This window comes from Sporomusaceae bacterium ACPt (assembly GCA_041428575.1).
In the GTDB taxonomy this organism is placed as follows: domain Bacteria; phylum Bacillota; class Negativicutes; order Sporomusales; family Sporomusaceae; genus Sporomusa_D; species Sporomusa_D carbonis.
This window is the reverse complement of record CP155570.1, coordinates 1919656-1938491: the sequence shown is the minus strand read 5'-3', so window position 1 is coordinate 1938491 and position 18836 is coordinate 1919656. Positions and strand designations below refer to the sequence as shown.

Annotated in this window: 18 protein-coding genes; 17 read left to right on the top strand and 1 reads right to left on the bottom strand. The window is 42.6% G+C overall.

Translation table 11 applies throughout. The features are described from left to right. Positions 1–79: 79 nt before the first annotated feature. The 10 genes from dxs (at position 80) to SCACP_RS09775 (ending at position 10859) form a co-directional block, all read left to right on the top strand. Positions 80–1969, top strand: coding sequence for a 1-deoxy-D-xylulose-5-phosphate synthase (dxs, locus tag SCACP_RS09820; RefSeq protein WP_425061150.1), 1890 nt, complete (start codon positions 80–82; stop codon positions 1967–1969). Further along, positions 1966–2784, top strand: a complete 819-nt coding sequence (locus tag SCACP_RS09815) for a TlyA family RNA methyltransferase (protein WP_425061149.1) — start codon at positions 1966–1968, stop codon at positions 2782–2784. Before dxs ends, SCACP_RS09815 begins: the two co-directional genes overlap by 4 nt. 14 nt (positions 2785–2798) lie before the next feature. Then, positions 2799–3668, top strand: a complete 870-nt coding sequence (locus SCACP_RS09810; RefSeq protein WP_425061148.1) for an NAD(+)/NADH kinase — start codon at positions 2799–2801, stop codon at positions 3666–3668. Then, positions 3616–4224 carry a class I SAM-dependent methyltransferase gene (locus tag SCACP_RS09805; protein WP_425061147.1) on the top strand — a complete coding sequence of 203 codons (609 nt, stop codon included), beginning with the start codon at positions 3616–3618 and terminating at the stop codon, positions 4222–4224. The genes SCACP_RS09810 and SCACP_RS09805 overlap by 53 nt, the downstream gene beginning before the upstream one ends. Position 4225: 1 nt before the next feature. Next, entirely contained in the window at positions 4226–4687 is a 462-nt protein-coding gene (argR, locus tag SCACP_RS09800) for an arginine repressor (protein ID WP_425061146.1), read from the top strand. 45 nt (positions 4688–4732) lie between these two features. Next, a complete protein-coding gene (gene recN, locus SCACP_RS09795) occupies positions 4733–6448 on the top strand; it encodes a DNA repair protein RecN (RefSeq protein WP_425061145.1) in 1716 nt (571 codons plus the stop codon). Between the two features lie 172 nt (positions 6449–6620). Then, positions 6621–8045: a SpoIVB peptidase gene (spoIVB, locus tag SCACP_RS09790; RefSeq protein ID WP_425061144.1), complete on the top strand. Its 1425-nt coding sequence runs from the start codon at positions 6621–6623 to the stop codon at positions 8043–8045. Between the two features lie 141 nt (positions 8046–8186). Beyond that, complete coding sequence (gene spo0A, locus SCACP_RS09785) at positions 8187–8969, top strand: sporulation transcription factor Spo0A (RefSeq protein WP_425061373.1); 783 nt, start codon at positions 8187–8189, stop codon at positions 8967–8969. Between the two features lie 122 nt (positions 8970–9091). Further along, positions 9092–10165 (top strand): butyrate kinase, encoded by a 1074-nt coding sequence (buk, locus tag SCACP_RS09780; protein WP_425061372.1) that lies wholly within the window; start codon positions 9092–9094, stop codon positions 10163–10165. A 31-nt stretch (positions 10166–10196) separates the two neighbouring features. Next, positions 10197–10859 (top strand): hypothetical protein, encoded by a 663-nt coding sequence (locus SCACP_RS09775; RefSeq protein ID WP_425061143.1) that lies wholly within the window; start codon positions 10197–10199, stop codon positions 10857–10859. A gap of 16 nt (positions 10860–10875) precedes the next feature. On the opposite strand, the gene SCACP_RS09770 is transcribed toward SCACP_RS09775, so the two are convergent. Continuing rightward, positions 10876–11037, bottom strand: coding sequence for a hypothetical protein (locus SCACP_RS09770; RefSeq protein WP_425061142.1), 162 nt, complete (start codon positions 11035–11037; stop codon positions 10876–10878). Between the two features lie 79 nt (positions 11038–11116). On the opposite strand from SCACP_RS09770, the gene SCACP_RS09765 reads away from it, so the two are divergent. The 7 genes from SCACP_RS09765 to SCACP_RS09735 all read left to right on the top strand — a co-directional run bounded on the left by SCACP_RS09765 (position 11117) and on the right by SCACP_RS09735 (position 18777). After that, a complete protein-coding gene (locus SCACP_RS09765) occupies positions 11117–11656 on the top strand; it encodes an NUDIX hydrolase (protein WP_425061141.1) in 540 nt (179 codons plus the stop codon). A gap of 1 nt (position 11657) precedes the next feature. Further along, on the top strand, positions 11658–12848 hold the full coding sequence (locus SCACP_RS09760) for an endonuclease Q family protein (protein WP_425061140.1): 1191 nt from the start codon (positions 11658–11660) through the stop codon (positions 12846–12848). Between the two features lie 69 nt (positions 12849–12917). Further along, positions 12918–13559 carry a stage II sporulation protein M gene (gene spoIIM, locus SCACP_RS09755; RefSeq protein ID WP_425061139.1) on the top strand — a complete coding sequence of 214 codons (642 nt, stop codon included), beginning with the start codon at positions 12918–12920 and terminating at the stop codon, positions 13557–13559. Between the two features lie 516 nt (positions 13560–14075). After that, positions 14076–14963, top strand: a complete 888-nt coding sequence (xerD, locus tag SCACP_RS09750; RefSeq protein WP_425061138.1) for a site-specific tyrosine recombinase XerD — start codon at positions 14076–14078, stop codon at positions 14961–14963. Positions 14964–14999: 36 nt separating this feature from the next. Beyond that, positions 15000–16187, top strand: a complete 1188-nt coding sequence (locus SCACP_RS09745) for a phosphopentomutase (RefSeq protein ID WP_425061137.1) — start codon at positions 15000–15002, stop codon at positions 16185–16187. Between the two features lie 7 nt (positions 16188–16194). Then, on the top strand, positions 16195–17526 hold the full coding sequence (locus tag SCACP_RS09740; RefSeq protein ID WP_425061136.1) for a pyrimidine-nucleoside phosphorylase: 1332 nt from the start codon (positions 16195–16197) through the stop codon (positions 17524–17526). A 75-nt stretch (positions 17527–17601) separates the two neighbouring features. Beyond that, a complete protein-coding gene (locus tag SCACP_RS09735; RefSeq protein ID WP_425061135.1) occupies positions 17602–18777 on the top strand; it encodes a D-alanyl-D-alanine carboxypeptidase family protein in 1176 nt (391 codons plus the stop codon). The last annotated feature ends 59 nt before the right edge of the window (positions 18778–18836 follow it).

Below are 18836 nucleotides of genomic sequence, written 5' to 3'. Positions count from 1 at the left end.
GCTATAATATGTTTGGAAAAAAGACATCAATAGATACAGCAACTTACCTGACACCAATCAGGGAAAGCGGGGACTTAGTTTGAATAAACTTCTTGACGGAATTAACGGGCCGCGCGATCTAAAAACACTTTCCTTTGGCCAATTAGAAAAACTTGCCGAAGAAATACGCGACCTTCTTATACATACAGTTGCCGCCAACGGCGGGCATCTAGCGCCTAATCTGGGTGTTGTAGAATTGACACTAGCGCTCCACAAAACATTTGATAGCCCCAATGATAAAATTATCTGGGATGTTGGTCACCAGGCTTACGTACATAAAATTTTAACCGGACGGCGAGAAAATTTTACCACCTTACGAACAACCGGTGGACTTAGTGGTTTTCCCAAACGGTGTGAAAGTCAGCACGATGTTTTTGGCACCGGACACTCCAGTACCTCAATATCTTCAGCGCTGGGTATAGCGTTGGCTCGCGACATATCAGGTGAAAAATATAACGTTGTTGCCGTTATCGGCGATGGCTCTCTGACAGGCGGACAGGCCTATGAAGCACTTAATCATGCCGGGCATTTAGGCATAAATCTTACTGTAATTTTAAATGATAATGAAATGTCTATTGCGAAAAATGTTGGGGCGATGTCGGAATATTTGGCAAAAATGCGTACTGCTCCCACTTATTCAAAAGTTAAACATGATATAGAGTATTTACTGCGGCGTATCCCGGCTATCGGCGATAGTGTTGCCAAAACGGCTGAACGGGTAAAAGACAGTTTAAAATATCTGTTGGTTCCTGGAATGCTGTTCGAAGAATTAGGGTTTACGTATTTCGGTCCCATTGACGGTCATAACATTCCCTTGATCTTAGATGTGCTTGACAAGACCAAAAGTGTCAAAGGCCCGGTACTTATTCATTTATTGACGAGAAAAGGTAAAGGTTATGCGCCGGCCGAACGTAATGCTGACAAGTTTCACGGCGTAGGACCATTTTGTATTGAGACAGGGGAAGTTATAAAAACTGGGACAAAGCCTTCCTATACACAGGTTTTCGGAGACGCTTTAATTAGACTGGCAGAAAAAAATCAGGAGGTTGTAGCGATAACCGCAGCTATGCCTGAAGGAACAGGATTAAAAAAATTTGCCGCTAAATACCCCAAGCGTTTTTTTGATGTGGGAATTGCTGAACAACATGCAGTTACCTTGGCTGCCGGGATGGCTACTCAGGGAAAGCGACCGGTAGTGGCGATATATTCCACCTTTATGCAGCGAGGCTATGACCAAATATTACACGATGTTTGCCTTCAGAACCTACCGGTTACATTTGCATTAGACCGGGCCGGCATTGTCGGGGAAGACGGGGCAACCCACCACGGCGTATTTGACTATGCCTTCTTACGGCATATTCCCAATATAGTAATAATGGCACCGAAAGATGAAGATGAACTCCAGCATATGCTATATACTGCTACTCAACTTGCCGCGCCGGTTGTCATCCGCTATCCGCGCGGCAGTGGTCTTGGCGTAGAATTGAAACATGAATTTAATACACTGGAAACTGGTAAAGCCGAAGAATTGCTGTCAGGAAAAGATTTGGTTTTTGTTGCCATCGGCGCTATGGTCGAATATTGCCGGAATGCGGCAGCCATTTTAGATGCCAGAGGCATGTCTGCCGGGGTAGTAAACGCTAGGTTTGTTAAGCCGCTGGACGGTCAGATTATCCGTCAGTTGGCGCGGGATACAGGTATTATTGTTACCGTTGAGGATAATGTTTTAGCCGGGGGGTTCGGTTCAGCCGTCCTGGAATTCATTAACTCCCAAAACCTTAACTGGGTTAAAGTGCTCAGGCTTGGACTGCCTGACAAGTATATTGAACACGGACCGCGCAGCTATTTGCTGAGTCAATACGGGCTCGACGCGCAAGGAATAGCTGCCAGCGCCGAAGCATTTATCCGGCAGTTCGGAGCGCGCAAATGACCCGGGAACGTAATAAAGAACGTCTTGATGTATTATTAGTGGAAAGAGGGCTGGCAGCCAGCAGGGAACGTGCTAAGGCATACATAATGGCCGGACTTGTGACCGTTGACGGACAAAAGATGGACAAAGCAGGGACTGTAGTGCCTGCCACCGCCAATATTGCCGTTCACGGCGACAGCATTGGCTACGTCAGCCGGGGAGGACTTAAACTAGCTAAGGCTCTTGAACATTTTGCTATTGATCTCACAGGTAAAGTAATGGCTGATATCGGCGCATCGACAGGCGGTTTTACTGACTGTGCCCTGAAAAACGGGGCTGCCAAAATATATGCTATTGATGTTGGCTACGGGCAGTTGGCTTGGTCGCTCCGGACAGATGACCGGGTAATCAACATGGAACGTACCAATATTCGTAATGTAACCCCTGAGGATTTAGGTGAGTTGTTAGATTTTGTATCCATAGATGTTGCCTTTATTTCACTTGATAAAGTATTGCCGGTAGTAAAGACATTGCTTAGTCCGCAGGGAACAGTAGTAGCGCTTATCAAACCACAATTTGAGGCAGGACGGGATAAGGTAGGTAAAAAGGGCGTAGTCAGGGATCCTGTCATACATTGTGAAGTTATTACCAATATTGTGAATATGGCGAAATCATATTTTTTCACGCCTTTAGGCCTTACATTTTCGCCGGTAAAAGGCCCTGAAGGCAATATTGAATATCTTTTATACCTGGCTAACTATCCGGCCGATGCTATAGTAGACGCGGCAACCATTGCTGCCGTAGTCGCTAATGCCCATGCCAATTTAGCGGGATGACGGAGGACACAGGCGTGTTGACTGTAGGGCTGTTTCCCAACACTAAAAAGCAAAACATTGCTACCGTATTGGGTTGGATTGTGCAGTACTTCAAAGAACGGAACATAAGAGTAGTTCTGCCCCATGACGCGGCTTTGGAACTTAACTGTTCCGATTTAGCTGAAAAGTTGGAATGCGTAAAAAATGAAATTACTTTTGCTATCACTTTAGGCGGCGACGGGACACTGCTTAATACCGCCCGCGAGATTGCTTCTTGGGGAATTCCGGTTTGCGGAGTAAATCTGGGCAACCTGGGTTTTTTGACTGAGATCGAAGTGCCTGAATTAAGCTCTGCTTTAGATAGGCTGGTGTGTGGCGATTACTACATAGAAGAGCGACTGATGCTGGACGCCGTTGTTATCCGCCAAGGGAACCCTATTTATATATCGCCGGCACTTAATGATATTGTTGTTGCCAAAGGCGGTTTTTCACGGATGATAAAACTTAAATTATTTATTGATGATGAACTTACCGCCGAATATCCTGCTGACGGACTTATAATCGCCACATCAACCGGTTCCACCGGCTATTCCTTATCATCCGGGGGACCTATTGTTAATCCGAAATTGAAAGTAATTGTTATTACGCCTATATGTCCCCATACTTTACATGCTCGCTCATTAGTTATTTCCGAGCATGAAGAGGTAAAGTTACGGATGCAGGCTACCCACAACGACATTGTCCTTACAGTAGATGGTCAAGCAGTCTACAGTTTGTTGCCTGATGATACTGTAATTGTACGGCGGTCGCCTTTCCGTGCCCGTTTCATCAAATTTACCGGCAAAAGCTATTATGAAGCATTACGAACAAAACTCAGGCGGGGTGACCGGAATGGTAATTGCTAATGCCGTAACAATGGCTCACCGCCTCATAATCTCAAAACTGGCTAATGCCCGCCTGGTAGTTGACGCTACAGCCGGCAATGGTAAAGATACCCTGTTTTTGGCGGAAAACATTCCACACGATGCGGCCGTATGGGCTTTTGACATCCAGCAACAGGCAATTATTAAGTCCCAGGAGCTATTGAAAAAACATGGTCTTGAGCATAAAGTCAAATTTATTCTGGCTAGTCATGCTACTATTATGAGTTATATAAGCCAGCCAATTGATGTTGCCATGTTTAACCTGGGGTATCTGCCTGGAGGAAACCACTCGATAAATACACGTCCGGAGGTTACCGTTGAAGCCATAACGCAAATATTATATTTGCTTAACATAGGCGGTATAGTGACAATTGTTGCTTACCCCGGTTATGAGCAGGGAAGGCTTGAATGCCAGGCTGTCCGTAAATATTTGGGCAGCTTAAACCAAAAATTATTTGCTGTTGCCTGCTGGGCAATGGTAAATCAAAAAAATAATCCGCCAGTTCTATACATAATCGAAAAAATAAGGAGTGAATAGCTTGAAGGCTTTACGTCACTCAAAGATTAAAGAAATTGTTGATCGTTATATAATTGAAACGCAGGAAGAATTGGCAGATGCCCTTAGTAAACATGGCATTGATGTTACGCAGGCTACCGTTTCGCGAGACATTAAAGAACTTATGCTAATTAAGGTTCCTACCGGCGACGGGCGCTATCGATACGCTTTTCCGCCCGAACAAAATATTATTCTTTCACAAGCTCGTTTGGAACGTACTTTCCAGGATTCGATAGTAGCCATTGACTACAGTCAAAACATTGTCGTTCTTCGCACGCTACCGGGCACTGCTCAGGCGGTTGCCTACACTATTGATTATGTCAAATGGCCCGAGATTATTGGTACAGTCGCTGGCGATGACACTATTTTCGTGTTAGTTAAACCTATTGAGGCTGTTCCGCAAGTTATTGCAAAATTCAAATCACTTATGGGCAGTGGACTGTAATTAGCTACCTTAAACCTTCGAGCCTTGTTTTGAGGAGAGGTAAGAATGCTAAAATCATTAAATGTCGTCAATTTTGCGCTTATCGACAAAGTTTATGTTGAATTTGTGCCAGGCCTCAATATTCTGACCGGAGAAACGGGGGCAGGCAAATCAATTTTAATTGATGCCTTATCAACGATAGTTGGCGGCAGATCTTCAGGAGATTCCATCCGGTCAGGAGCAGACTACTTTCGGGTAGAGGCAGTTTTTGATGTCTCTGGCCGTGGTGCAATCCAAAGTATCCTGGAAGAGCAGGGAATTGCCGTTGAAGATGACGGCACGTTAATTATTGCCAGACGCTTAAACAGACACGGTAAAAACTCAATCCATGTAAATGGTTGCCAGGTAACACTGGCTACATTACGAAAAATCGGCGAAAAGCTTGTTGATATGCATGGACAACATGAAAACCAGGCCTTGTTAAAACCTGAAGTACACTTGGCATTGACTGACGCTTTTGCGGCTGACATTAAGCCTATACTTGAGGAATATCAGGATGCCTATAAATCATGGCAAGCAATAAAAAAGGAACTAGACTCACTTGTGCAAGACTCCCGGGAACGTCTGCAACGGGAGGAAATGCTTGCCTGGCAGACACAGGAAATTGCCGCAGCAGCACTTACTCCCGGCGAAGAGGAAAAATTGGAACATGATGTTAGTATTCTGGCTAATGCTGAAAAAATTGCCAATGCCATATCCCGCTCCTACATCCTGTTAAGCCAGGGAAATAAAGGTTTTAGCGGCGTAGTATCCTGTCTTGCTGATATTAAACATGAGCTTGAATTGGCAGCTCGTTATGATCCAAATGTCAATAACCAGTTAGCTGTTGTAACTGAATCAATGTACCAGTTGGAAGAAGTAATGGCTGAACTTAGAGAATATCGTGAAAATATAGATTTCAACCCGGCACGGTTGGCAAAGCTTGAAAACCGCCTGGATATAATCCATAAACTTAAGAAAAAGTATGGAGCAACAATTGAGGACATACTGAAATATTACTCTCAGGCTACGGATGAACTAGCAGCAATTACCAATTATGATGAACGCTTAAAGCATCTTGAGCAACAGGAGAATGAACTCAAAAACCGTGTGGCGCAACTTGCTGCTAAACTTGATGTCTGTCGAAGGCTGGCCAGTAAAGTAATGGCAAAACAGATATCCGCTCATTTAGCTGATCTTGGCATGCCAAAAGCCCAATTTTTGGTAGACGTTAAGTTTACCGAGCACTATACTGTTCATGGCGCTAACGAAGTTGTCTTTATGTTTTCGGCAAATCCGGGAGAGGAACCCAAGCTGTTGCAAAAAATAGCATCAGGTGGCGAATTGTCCCGTATAGCTTTAGCAATAAAAACAGTATGCGCTGAGCGCGATGAAACAGCTGTTATGGTGTTCGATGAAGTCGATGCCGGAATCGGCGGCCAAACAGCCCAGAAGGTAGCCGAAAAAATTGCCAAAATTGCTTCTTTTAATAAACAAGTATTATGCATAACCCATCTTCCGCAAATTGCCTCTATGGCTGATTGTCATATTTATATTGAAAAAATCGTTGAGGGTGAACGAACAATGACACTGGTACATATTTTAGATAATGAGAGCCAACTGACAGAATTGGCCAGAATGGCATCTGGTGAAATAACAAAACTTTCCATTGAAAATGCGGCTCAAATGCTGAATATGTCTAAAAGAAAAAAAGCAAATTGGAAAAATAAAGCGCAAGCATGAGCTTGTGCTTTATTTTTTTAAAAAAACAATGAAATTTAAGATTCAAAGTCAATAACTGCCAATAATTCCGGAATAATCCCCTTAAAAATCGGGAAACTCTAATTTTGCAATCGGTTGAAAGAAAAATATGAAAGGCGGAATGGCAATTTTGGGAAGAATGTAATAGGGAGTGATGGAAAAAAACATGAAGAGATTTGATTGGCGATTCAACACCAGGCTTATTTGGGCAATGTTGATTATCAGCGTAATCTTTGCATTTTGTTTTTCTCCCCAATTCCAAAGTATTTACGGTCTTCCCAAGCATATTAGGATTATTGAAGGTGAGACGGCGCTGTTTGACGTTAATTTTCCGCTTACCGTCAATGTTAGGTATGATGACAGCAGTATTCGCGTACAAACTCCCGGATCATTGCCAATTGTTGCACTGTCGCGGCCAGTCTCGCTAGAACCGGTTAAGCTTGGCCAGTCAACCGTAGAATTTAAATTATTTGGTATAATACCATTTCGTACTGTCCAAGTAGATGTGCTCCCCCCTATTAAATTAATTCCTGGCGGCCATTCCATTGGAGTAGTACTTCAATCGCAAGGAGTAATTGTTGTCGGCAATTCTCCCGTGCTGAACATGCAAGGTCAATATGTTACTCCGGCTAAAGATGCCGGGATATCGGTCGGTGATGTCATTATTAGTATCAATGGCATTCCCGTTCAAAGCGATAATCAAGTAGCAGAAATAATTGACGAAAGCGGTAAGAATAACCGCAATGTTGATATTCTTCTCAAACATACCGAAGGACAACAACATGTTCATGTATCGCCTGTTTTATGCAACGATACAAAACGTTATCGAATCGGATTATTTGTGAGGGATAGTGCAGCAGGAGTTGGAACATTATCATTCTATGAGCCGGAATCGCATATTTATGGAGCCTTGGGTCATGTTATTACTGATAGTGACACTAATCAACCTATTGATTGTGAACAAGGAAAAATTGTTCTTGCAACAGTTTCTGGTATTCAACATGGAAAAAGAGGGCATCCTGGTGAGAAAATTGGCATATTTATTGAAGAAGATCAGTTGCTTGGTACGATCAGCAAGAATACTCCGTTCGGAATTTATGGTACGCTAACTGCTAATTTGCCCAATGAAAAATATCCGCAAGCCATTCCAGTAGCCTCTATGAGTCAAATTCAAGTGGGCCCCGCTAAAATGTTAACTGTTGTTGATGGACAAAAAATTGATCAATTTGATATTGAAATACAAAAAATAAATCTCCAGGAAACTCCCGAAAGCAAAGGCTTGGTTATAAAAGTTACCGATCCAAGATTGATAGAAAAAACAGGCGGTATAGTACAAGGAATGAGTGGCAGTCCGATTATTCAAAATGATAAACTCGTTGGAGCAGTAACTCATGTATTTGTTCATGATCCAACAAGTGGTTATGGATGCTTTGCCGACTGGATGCTAATGGAGAGCGGAATTATACCAAAAAAAGATCGTCAAACTGCCAGAAAGCTATTCACATTTTCTGGCAGTTTTTTTGTTGACAATAAAAGAAGTTATGAGGAGGCTTGTCCCAACCAAACTTTTCCTATATAATTAATATTAACATTAAGATTTTTGAATTTTATCAAAAATATACTGGCTTTTTTTTCCATCAAAGGAAGGAATTGGCGTAACCTTGTCGAATAACTATCTACAATACTTATATACGATTTAGCAGGGAGGATGCCAATGGTAATGGTAAGCGAGACAATAAAGGTAGCTATCGCTGACGATAACAAAGAGTTTTCCGAGATTCTGCAAGAATGCCTTAACCGGGAGCCTGATATTGAATTAGTTGGCGTTGCTTTTAACGGAGAGCAAATTTTATCTATTATTGAAGAAAAATCTCCGGATGTCATAATTTTAGATATTATTATGCCTCATTTGGATGGAATTGGTGTATTAGAACATATCAACGCTTCAAATGCTAAACGCCCAAAGATTATCATGTTGACTGCTTTTGGACAAGAAAACATTACCCAGCGTGTCGTAGAATTGGGCGCTGACTATTATGTTTTAAAACCATTTAATATGGACGCGCTTATCAATAGAATCCGACTACTTGCCGGAACCCTCACTACGACGCGGCCTGTTGCCGCAGCTACGGTACAAGCAGTTAAAACCCGTCCGATGGATGTAGAAGTGACAAATATTATCAGGGAAATTGGCATTCCGGCCCATATCAAAGGGTACCAGTACCTCAGAGATGCGATTATGATGATTGTAGCTGAAGTAGAATTATTAGGAGCTGTTACTAAAGTCCTTTACCCGATGATTGCTGAAAAGTATTCTACTACTCCCAGCCGGGTAGAAAGGGCAATCCGTCATGCGATTGAGGTAGCTTGGAACCGCGGTAATATCGAAATGATTAATAAGTTGTTCGGTTATACGATCAAACTTGATAAAGGCAAACCAACCAATTCTGAATTTATGGCCATGATTGCTGACAAGTTGCGTATGGAAATGAGGGCCAGTTAAGCTTACATACCCCCCTGCAGCCGTAACAAGGCTACAGGGGGTTGTTTTCCCTGGTTGCAGGATTTTTTATCCTGGTAATGAATAAAATAACTATGAGTATTCAAAATCGATAATGGAGGCTAATCGTGCAGCAGTATAAGATACTAGCTATTAATCCTGGCTCAACATCGACTAAAATTGCCGTATATACTAATGAACAGCCCGATTTTGAACAGGTTATCCGCCACAACGCGGATGAACTTAAGGAGTTTTCTAAAATCATTGACCAATATGAGTACCGGCGGCAATTGGTCGAAAAAGCGCTCATAGATAATAATGTTAAAATAAGTGAACTATCAGCTGTAGTAGGCCGTGGCGGCCCGTTAAAGCCCCTAGCCAGCGGAACTTATGTCGTAAATGATGTTATGGTTGAAGATTTAAAGATAGGTGTACAAGCTGAGCACGCTTCCAACCTTGGGGGGCTCCTGGCCCGCGGGATAGCCAGTCAGACAGGAATCCCGGCATTTATTGTCGACCCAGTAAGTGTTGATGAGCTCGAACCGCTGGCACGCATTACCGGTATGCCGGAAATATCCCGCCGCAGTCTGTTCCAAGCACTTAACCTTAAAGCAGTGGCCAGGCGAGTGGCTAAGGATTTGCAGCAAGACTATAATTCACTCACATTAATTATGGTTCACCTTGGCGGCGGTATCTCGGTCGGAGTGCAGCGGGGCGGACGAATGATAGACGTTACCAATCCTAATGACGCAGGCCCGTTTTCCCCCGAGCGCGCTGGTTGCTTGCCAACGCATGATTTGGTTAAGATGTGCTTTTCAGGCAACTACACAATATCGGATATCAGAAAGAAATTAGTTGGCAATGCAGGCTTAGTGGCTCATCTCGGTACTAATGACGGGCGCGAGGTAGAAAAACGCATTACTGCCGGCGACACCAAAGCCACGCTCGTCTATGAGGCTATGGCTTATCAAGTGGCAAAGGAGATTGGCGCTATGGCAACAGTTGTCAGCGGTAGCATCCATGCTATCGTTTTGACCGGCGGGTTGGCTTATTCCCAAATGCTAGTTAAAATGATAACTGACCGCGTAAAATTTATTAGTCAAGTTTTGATTTACCCCGGTGAAAATGAATTGCAAGCGTTAGTAGAAGGAACTCTAAGGGTGCTTCGTGGTGAAGAACAGCCCAAGATATATGAATAAAGAGTAAGTGAATAATAGGTAGGGAAACCATATGGTTGATAATCGCATAATAATTTTTGTAGGCGAATTTGGCAGCGGCAAAACGGAGTTGGCCGTCAACTATGCTCTACAACTAAAACAGTCGGGAAATAACACTGCTATTGTAGATATTGATTTGGTAAAGCCTTATTTCCGGACCAGAGAAAATCACGGGATACTGGAGGAAAATGAGATTACAGTTATTGCCCCCGATTCTCGGCTGTCGCATGCTGACCTGCCCATTTTGCCCCATAACTTAGTTAAGATTTTGGCGCAAACAGATATCCATGTCGTCATAGACGTCGGTGGCGGCGAATCGGCCGTCGTTTTAGGACAGCTTAAACGTTATTTTGATCAATGCGGTTATGAAGCGGTGTTGGTGATTAATACCAAGCGGCCGTTTACCAGCAGTGCTGAAGGAATAATTAATACATTACGGCGTATCGAACAAGTTTCTCGGCTTAAAATCACTAGTTTGGTTAGCAATACTAATCTCGGCCCGCAAACAACCCTTGAGCATGTATACGAAGGATTGGCAATTGTTGAACAAACAGCCGGCATGCTTGCTTTACCTGTCAAATGGGTAGTAGTTCCTGAATGGATTGGACAGGTTGTATCATGCAAAATCCCGCAATTTATTTTAAAACCTTACACACATTATCCGTGGATGGATTAATGTTTTATTCCCTGTCTTAGTGCATAGTTTGGTTAATGACATCTCGAAGCGTATGATATTGTTTGCTCAAATCACGCAGTTCTGCAAGCAAGTTTTTAACTTTGCCACTAAAATAGAGGCCATTTTTGGTTACTTTGTACCTTGGTTCTGTATGAACCACCATAGCGATAAATTTCATTGGACATCCCTCCTTATGGCGGGGAGGTAAAGTCTGATAATTTATGGTAATATATTCCAGCTAATTGGGAGGTAATTTTATGCCGTACACTGAACAAAATTTATATGAAAAACTCATAAAAACTACCCGTTTATTTGAAGGCAAAGTAATTAACCTAAGACGAGATGAAGTAATGCTGCCTAGCGGACGAACCGGAACAAGGGAAGTTGTCGAACATCCCGGTGCGGTAGCCGTTGTTCCAATGACTAAAGATGGCAAAGTTATCATGGTTCGGCAATTCCGGCATCCCGTCCAGCAGGTCATACTTGAAGTACCTGCCGGTAAGCTTGACCCAGGTGAGCGGCCTGAAGCTTGTGCCCTGCGAGAACTGGCTGAAGAAACCGGGTTTGTTGCCAACAAATTGCGTAAATTGACGTCAATGTATACAACACCCGGTTTTTCCAATGAGATTATTCATTTATATTTAGCAGAAGACTTAGTTGAATCTAATAAACAGCCTGATGAAGATGAATTTATCAATACTGAATTGTATACCACTGAACAAATTCGTGACATGATTGCCAGTGGCGAAATATGTGATGCCAAGAGTTTAGTGGCGTTGTACCTGGCGGGAATATAGCATGCTCAATCAGTATTTTGCCGATCTGCACATCCACATAGGTATGAGTGAGGCCGGAAAATGGATTAAAATCCCTACCTCCCGCCGGTTAACTGTACGCGGAATATTAAATGAAGCCACTGAACGCAAGGGAATGAATATTGTCGGCATAGTAGACGCCTTATCCCCATTGGTATTGAACGATATTGGACGGTTAGTTGAAGAAGGATTACTTGTCCAGTCTAATGCTGGCGGTTATATATATCAAAACAGCCTATTGCTTATACTTGGCGCCGAAATTGAAACCAGGGAAGAAAGCGGTGGTTTGGCGCATACACTGGTATTTGTGCCTGATATTGATACAATGACCGCCTTTTCTAACTATATGAGCCGATTCATCCGCAATATAAACCTTAGTTCCCAAAATGCCCACATGCCGCTTAAGCAGCTCGTGAATATTGCCAGCGGTTTTAACTCGCTCATTGTCCCGGCCCATGTATTTACTCCTCATAAAAGTATTTTTGGCGCCTGCAGCGACCGGCTGAGTCATATGCTCTCCGATCGGGAAATGGGCAAACTGGCCGCCATTGAGTTAGGACTGAGTGCAGACAGTAATATGGCTGACAGAATTGGCGAGTTAGCCGGATACACATTTTTAACCAACTCTGATGCCCATTCACTTGATAAAATTGCCCGCGAGTACAACATCCTTTCAATGTCAGAGTTGTCTTTCAACGAATTGGCTTGGGCATTGTCCCGCACTAACAAACGAAAAGTAGCAGCCAACTATGGCCTTGATCCTAAATTGGGAAAATATCACCGTACCCTATGCACAGGATGCGGATTTATTTATACTGATAGTCGTATTTCTGACTGCTGTCCGAAATGTAATAGTAAAGGCTTGGCAGTCAAAGGAGTATTTGACAGAATCAATGAAATAGCTGACTATCCCGAGTCCCGGCACCCTGATCACCGGCCGCAGTATTTTTATCAAATACCGCTTGAATTCATTCCCGGATTAGGAAAAAAAATCATAGGAAAACTATTATCAGAGTTTAAAACCGAGATAAATATTTTGCACCATGCGAGCTATGCGGAGCTTTGTACTATAACAGGCGATAAAATAGCAGAGTATATTATGAGCGCCCGCGCGGGAACGGTAACTGTTGCCGCCGGCGGCGGCGGAATTTACGGTAAACTGGTTAAAATATAGTGGACAACTAGGTCTAAATAGTTTTAGCAAGGCATATATTGTAACAGGTACTGGCAGGGAGGTACATGCATGCTAAAACTTCTTCGCAGGAATGCTGCCGATTATGTTCGCGCTAATATTGTCGCTTATTTTTTTATGATACTTATTTTTGTTATTGGTATAGCTATCGGAGCAATGGCAGTAAAAACATTGCCTGATGAACAAAAAGCCGAGCTTGTCGGTTATTTACGGATATTTTTTCAGGGTCTGGCCGAGCGCTCTGACGGAATCGGAGATTCGCAATCATTATTAACCAATGTAATTGTTAATAATATCAAAATTATTGGCGTAATGTGGTTATTAGGATTTACAATTGTCGGTATACCGTTTGTATTATTTATGGTCTGTTTGCGGGGGTTTGTTATTGGATTTACTGTTGGCTTCCTGGTAAATGAATATGTAATGAAAGGATTATTGTTTGCTATTGTTTCAGTTCTACCTCATAATTTTCTCGCTGTTCCGGCAATTTTAGCCACGGGAGTATCAGCGACAACTTTTTCCTTGATGTTAGTCCGACGAAAAAACAAAAGCAAAGATAACCTATTCTATAATTCGCTGGCCTATTCAGCTTTTTGTTTGACTATGTTAATAGTCATGTTAGGTGCTGCCCTGGTAGAAGTATATGTTTCGCCGGTATTTATGAAAACGGTGGCTCAGATGATTGTTAAGTAAATAAAAAGACTGCACCCCTTAAGTGCAGTCTTTTTATTTATCACTCTTAAAATACGAATAAACCGGCTATTGGGTGAATAAGTATGATATTAAGTTAAGCCAGAGCCGATAACATAAACGGGGGGAGGGAAGTACAAGCGCATGGTAGTGACGTTTTCTTTACGCAGCATAATAAAAAAGTCCAAATTGTATATTAAAATCGTCCTATTAACGCTTATTATCTTCTACGTTCTACCCAAATTAATGACCATGTTTTGGGAATTCAGTAATCCGGGTCATAAAATCCGTGATCAGCATCTATTGGAAAAACCGCTAAGGGTTATGGTTACTTCCAATAACGGTTAACTCTTACAGTATGACAGGTTTTGCAGGGGGGCACAAAAAAACACTAAAACTTTACAAAACATCAATAGACAAATAAAGGAAAAGTAAACTTAATGTTGAATAAAGTAGCAAGACTAAGTGCTGTAACTGGTTGGCCGGAAATCTGGGAAGAAAAAAGGGTGGTTGAATAAAATGGAATCATATGTTAATGAATTTATTAACTATCTTGCAGTTGAGCGGGGCTTGGCTCAAAATACACTAGAATCCTATGGACGGGATTTACGGCAGTTTCAAACGTTTTTGCAAAATAGTCAATTAGATTTTTTACGTAATTCTAACCGCGACACCATCCTAAGCTATCTCAACAGTCTTCAATTAAAAGGGCGGGCTGTTTCCACTATATCGCGAAATCTTGCTGCCATAAAGTCATTCTATCAATATCTTGTCAGGGAACGGCATATTGATAAAGATCCTGCCGTAAATTTAGAGTCTCCCAAATTAGAGAAAAAACTGCCAAAAATTCTTGCTATTAATGAAGTCGAAGAATTGTTGAAACAACCAAATACATTTCAACCTACTGGTCTTAGAGACAAAGCCATGCTGGAATTATTGTACGCAACTGGCATCAGGGTATCGGAATTGATAAGTTTGAACATATCAGATGTAAATCTTGATATGGGTTATATTAAATGTTACGGCAAGGGTGCTAAAGAACGCATTGTACCATTAGGGTCAATTGCTGCCAAATGTGTACAAGAATATATTGCCAAAGGACGTTCTAAACTGGTGCGGACTTATGAAGAACCATCACTATTTGTTAACCATCATGGCAACAGGTTAACCCGCCAGGGCTTCTGGAAAATCATAAAAAAATATGCGATGGAAGCAAATATTACTAAAGAAATTACCCCTCATACTTTAAGACACTCTTTCGCTACACATCTTTTGGAAAATGGAGCAGACTTGCGTTCAGTGCAAGAAATGCTGGGGCATGCTGATATATCAACAACCCAGATTTACACCCATGTAACCAAAAATCGCTTGAAAGAAGTATATGATAAAACCCATCCTCGCGCATAATATAATTTATAATACTTTATAGAGGAGCCATAAAACTTGTTCAAACGAATCTTTGTCATTGTCCTTGATAGCGTAGGTATCGGGGCTATGCCGGATGCAGATAAATATGGTGACATTGGCGCCAATACACTGGTACATATTGCCAAACATCGGGGCGGACTCAGACTGCCGGTATTAGAAAGTATGGGGCTTGGCTTAATCGAAACCATTGACGGTATCGCGCCAATTTTACGGCCAATTGCCGCATTCGGCAAAATGGCCGAACTATCCAAGGGGAAAGACACAACCAGCGGTCATTGGGAGTTGGCTGGTTGTCCTTTGTTTCAATCTTTTCCCGTATATCCTAATGGTTTTCCACCGGAAGTTATTGAAAAGTTCAGTTATTACTCAGGGTTAAGCGTCATAGGTAATAAAGCAGCCTCAGGTACTGAAATTATTGCCGAATTGGGCGAGGAGCATATGCTTACCGGTCAGCCGATAGTATATACATCGGCTGATAGTGTTTTTCAAATTGCTGCCCATGAAGACGTTATCCCACTAGAACGTTTATATGAACTATGCAAGATTGCCAGGGAGAAGGTCTGTATCGGCGACCATGCTGTAGGGAGAATTATTGCCAGGCCGTTCATAGGCACGCCTGGCCATTTTATCCGCACTGCCAATCGTCATGACTACAGTTTAAAACCACCGGATACGACAGTACTCGATTTGTTAAAACAAGCCGGCTTAGCCGTTATTGGTGTCGGAAAAATTGCCGACATTTATGCTCACCAAGGGCTTACCCAGTCTTATCCTACCAAGTCCAACAAGAACGGTATGGAAATCATTACAAGCTTGGCCAGCCAAAATTTGCCTGACGGTTTAATTATGGCAAATCTAGTCGATTTTGACAGTGTTTACGGCCATCGTAATGATGCAACAGGTTACGCCCAGGCGCTCGAAGAGTTTGACATTGCTTTAGCTGGACTCAAATCTGTATTAACAGACACAGATTTACTAATTATTACTGCCGATCACGGCTGTGATCCAACCGTTCCCGGGACTGACCACACGCGGGAATATGTGCCGTTATTAGCTTATCATCATAAATTGGCAAGGCAACAGAACATCGTCAAATTAGGAGTGCGGACAACATTCGCCGATGTAGGAGCAACTGTGGCGGATAATTTTAGTCTAGCGCCATTAGCTTATGGACATAGTTTTCTAAATGATCTGCTGAGGTGAATTAATTTTGCATGCTACCAACTTAATTATCAAAAAGCGGGACGGTTTGGAACTTACAAATACTGAAATTGCCTGGCTGATAAACGCTTACACCCATGGTGAAATACCTGATTACCAAATGTCAGCCTGGCTGATGGCAGTGTTTTTCCAAGGCATGTCGGCTAGGGAAACAGCTGCATTGACTATGTCCATGGCTGAATCAGGCGACATGGTCGATTTGAGTCAAGTGCCAGGAATAAAGGTTGATAAACATAGTACCGGCGGAGTGGCCGACACTACTACTCTAGTTATTGCGCCGCTGGTAGCAGCTGCCGGGGTACCTGTCGCAAAAATGTCCGGTCGAGGACTAGGTTTTACTGGCGGCACAATAGATAAATTGGAATCAATTCCCGGTTTTAAGGCTACGCTTGACCGTGAAAAATTCATAGCAAATTTAAAAAAATATAATATTGCCATAACCGGTCAATCAACCGCCATTGCGCCGGCTGATGGCAAAATATATGCTCTTAGGGACGTTACTGCTACTATCGAGAGTATACCTTTAATAGCTTCATCAATTATGAGTAAAAAAATTGCCGCCGGCGCTGACAAAATCATCCTAGATGTTAAAGTAGGCAGCGGCGCATTTATGAAAAATAAGGCCGACGCTATTAAACTTGCCAAGACCATGGTGCGTATTGGAGAACTGGTTGGACGGGAAACGGTTGCCGTGCTGACAAGTATGGAAGAACCGTTAGGAACTGCCATCGGTAATAGTCTGGAGATTAAAGAAGCCATTGAAATATTGTCAGGCCGAGGCGAGGCAGCGCTCAGAGAGGTTTGTTTAATCCTTGCTTCACAAATGCTCATATTAGGAGGCAAAGCCCAGACACCGGAAAGCGGACTCACTAAACTTGTTTCCCTAATCGACAATGGCCAAGCTTTAGCTAAATTTACTGAGTTTGTTGCTGCTCAGGGTGGAAATGCAGCCGTAGTAAATAATATTAACCTCTTGCCTCAAGCTAAGTTTTCTGTAGAAGTTATTAACGATTGTGAAGGATATGTCCGGACAATCGATGCCGCTAAAGTAGGATATGCTGCAATGCATTTGGGCGCCGGCAGGGAATATAAAGGGCAAACAATCGATTTGGCTGCGGGATTAGTTATGAATTGCCGAATAGGGCAGTATATTAGCCAAAATCATCTACTGGCAACACTATATAGCAATGATGAAACCAAACTGGAATTGGCGGGATTACTTTTAAAACAGGCTATTACTATTGATCGCGGGCCTGTTGACATCCCGCCGCTTATATTAGGATTCGTTGATAAACATGGATTCCGTGATCGACTGGCATAGGTCAGTCGATTTTTTGTTCGCAATTTCCAGTTTAAGTGGCGCTAATCCGGGAAAACATAATTTTAAAAGAAAGGAGTGTTATTATTGATTCGAAAAACTGCGCTGGTCACGTTATTGTTTTTTGTTTTAACGGCTGCCACTGCGTTTAGTGCTCCGGCAGTACCAGCCAAACGGCAATCAGCGAATGAACTGGATACTAGTGCCGTATCAGCGGTGCTCATGGACGAAAATGGCACCGTACTTTTTGAAAAAGATCCACATAAGAGACTGCCTCCTGCTAGTGTAACAAAAATTATGACATTGCTGTTGACAGTAGAAGCTATCGAACAAGGCCGTATTAATCTTGACGATGAAGTTTATGCCAGTGAAAACGCCTGGCGTCAGGGTGGCTCGCAAATTTGGCTGGAACCTGGAGAAAAAATGACAGTCAAAGAAATGTTAACCGCTGTAGCTGTTGTCAGCGCCAATGATGCTGCGGTTGCACTTATGGAACATATTTACGGCAACGAGCAAGCAGCTGTTGAGGCCATGAATAAACGAGCTGAAGCCCTGGGTCTTGCTAATACTCACTTTAATAATGTTAATGGCCTGCCAACAAGCGATCATTACATGAGTGCCTATGATGCCGCATTAATTGCTAAAGAAGCGATAACCCACCCACTTTATATGGATATGTGCGGAATTAAGGAAGCATGGCTTCGAGACGGTAAGAACTGGCTTGTAAATACGAATAAACTATTATGGTGGTATAAAGGTGCTGATGGTTTAAAAACCGGCTGGACTGAAGAGGCGAAATATTGTTTTGTCGGAACTGCCAAGCGTGACGGACTGCGATTAATTTCAGCAGTATTCGCCACTCCGGAACCACGCTCTCATCTAAGGGAAAGTATGAAACTCCTTGATTGGGGTTTTGCTAATTTCGCGGCAGTTCCTATTGTTACTCAAGGTACAGTAGTAGAACGTCTTAAAGTCAATAAAGGCATCGAAAAGGAAATTCAATTAGTTGCGGCACAAAATTTGAATCTAATCGTTGGCAAAGGTCAAAATAAAAACTTGCAAAAAAAGATAGTAGCCGATTCTAGTGTAAACGCTCCTGTGGCTGAAGGACAAAAATGTGGTGAGCTTATCGTTATTAAAGAGGGTAAAGAAATCGGAAAAGTTGATTTAATTGCCGAAAAAGCAGTTCCCAAAGCCAGTTTAATGAGAATCTTTCAAGATATGATCATCAATATGTTTACTATTGCCAAATAAATAATACTGTAACGGCTAAAAAACTGCGGGAATTCCCGCAGTTTTTTAGTGGATTTTGC

Excerpts from the sequence above, each read along its gene's own strand:
- SCACP_RS09815 (WP_425061149.1), top strand. The coding sequence starts at position 1,966 with ATGACCCGGGAACGTAATAAAGAACGTCTTGATGTATTATTAGTGGAA.
- SCACP_RS09805 (WP_425061147.1), top strand. The coding sequence starts at position 3,616 with ATGAAGCATTACGAACAAAACTCAGGCGGGGTGACCGGAATGGTAATT.
- recN (WP_425061145.1), top strand. The coding sequence starts at position 4,733 with ATGCTAAAATCATTAAATGTCGTCAATTTTGCGCTTATCGACAAAGTT.
- spoIVB (WP_425061144.1), top strand. The coding sequence starts at position 6,621 with ATGGAAAAAAACATGAAGAGATTTGATTGGCGATTCAACACCAGGCTT.
- spo0A (WP_425061373.1), top strand. The coding sequence starts at position 8,187 with ATGGTAAGCGAGACAATAAAGGTAGCTATCGCTGACGATAACAAAGAG.
- SCACP_RS09775 (WP_425061143.1), top strand. The coding sequence starts at position 10,197 with ATGGTTGATAATCGCATAATAATTTTTGTAGGCGAATTTGGCAGCGGC.
- SCACP_RS09770 (WP_425061142.1), bottom strand. The coding sequence starts at position 11,037 with ATGAAATTTATCGCTATGGTGGTTCATACAGAACCAAGGTACAAAGTA.
- SCACP_RS09765 (WP_425061141.1), top strand. The coding sequence starts at position 11,117 with ATGCCGTACACTGAACAAAATTTATATGAAAAACTCATAAAAACTACC.
- SCACP_RS09760 (WP_425061140.1), top strand. The coding sequence starts at position 11,658 with ATGCTCAATCAGTATTTTGCCGATCTGCACATCCACATAGGTATGAGT.
- spoIIM (WP_425061139.1), top strand. The coding sequence starts at position 12,918 with ATGCTAAAACTTCTTCGCAGGAATGCTGCCGATTATGTTCGCGCTAAT.
- xerD (WP_425061138.1), top strand. The coding sequence starts at position 14,076 with ATGGAATCATATGTTAATGAATTTATTAACTATCTTGCAGTTGAGCGG.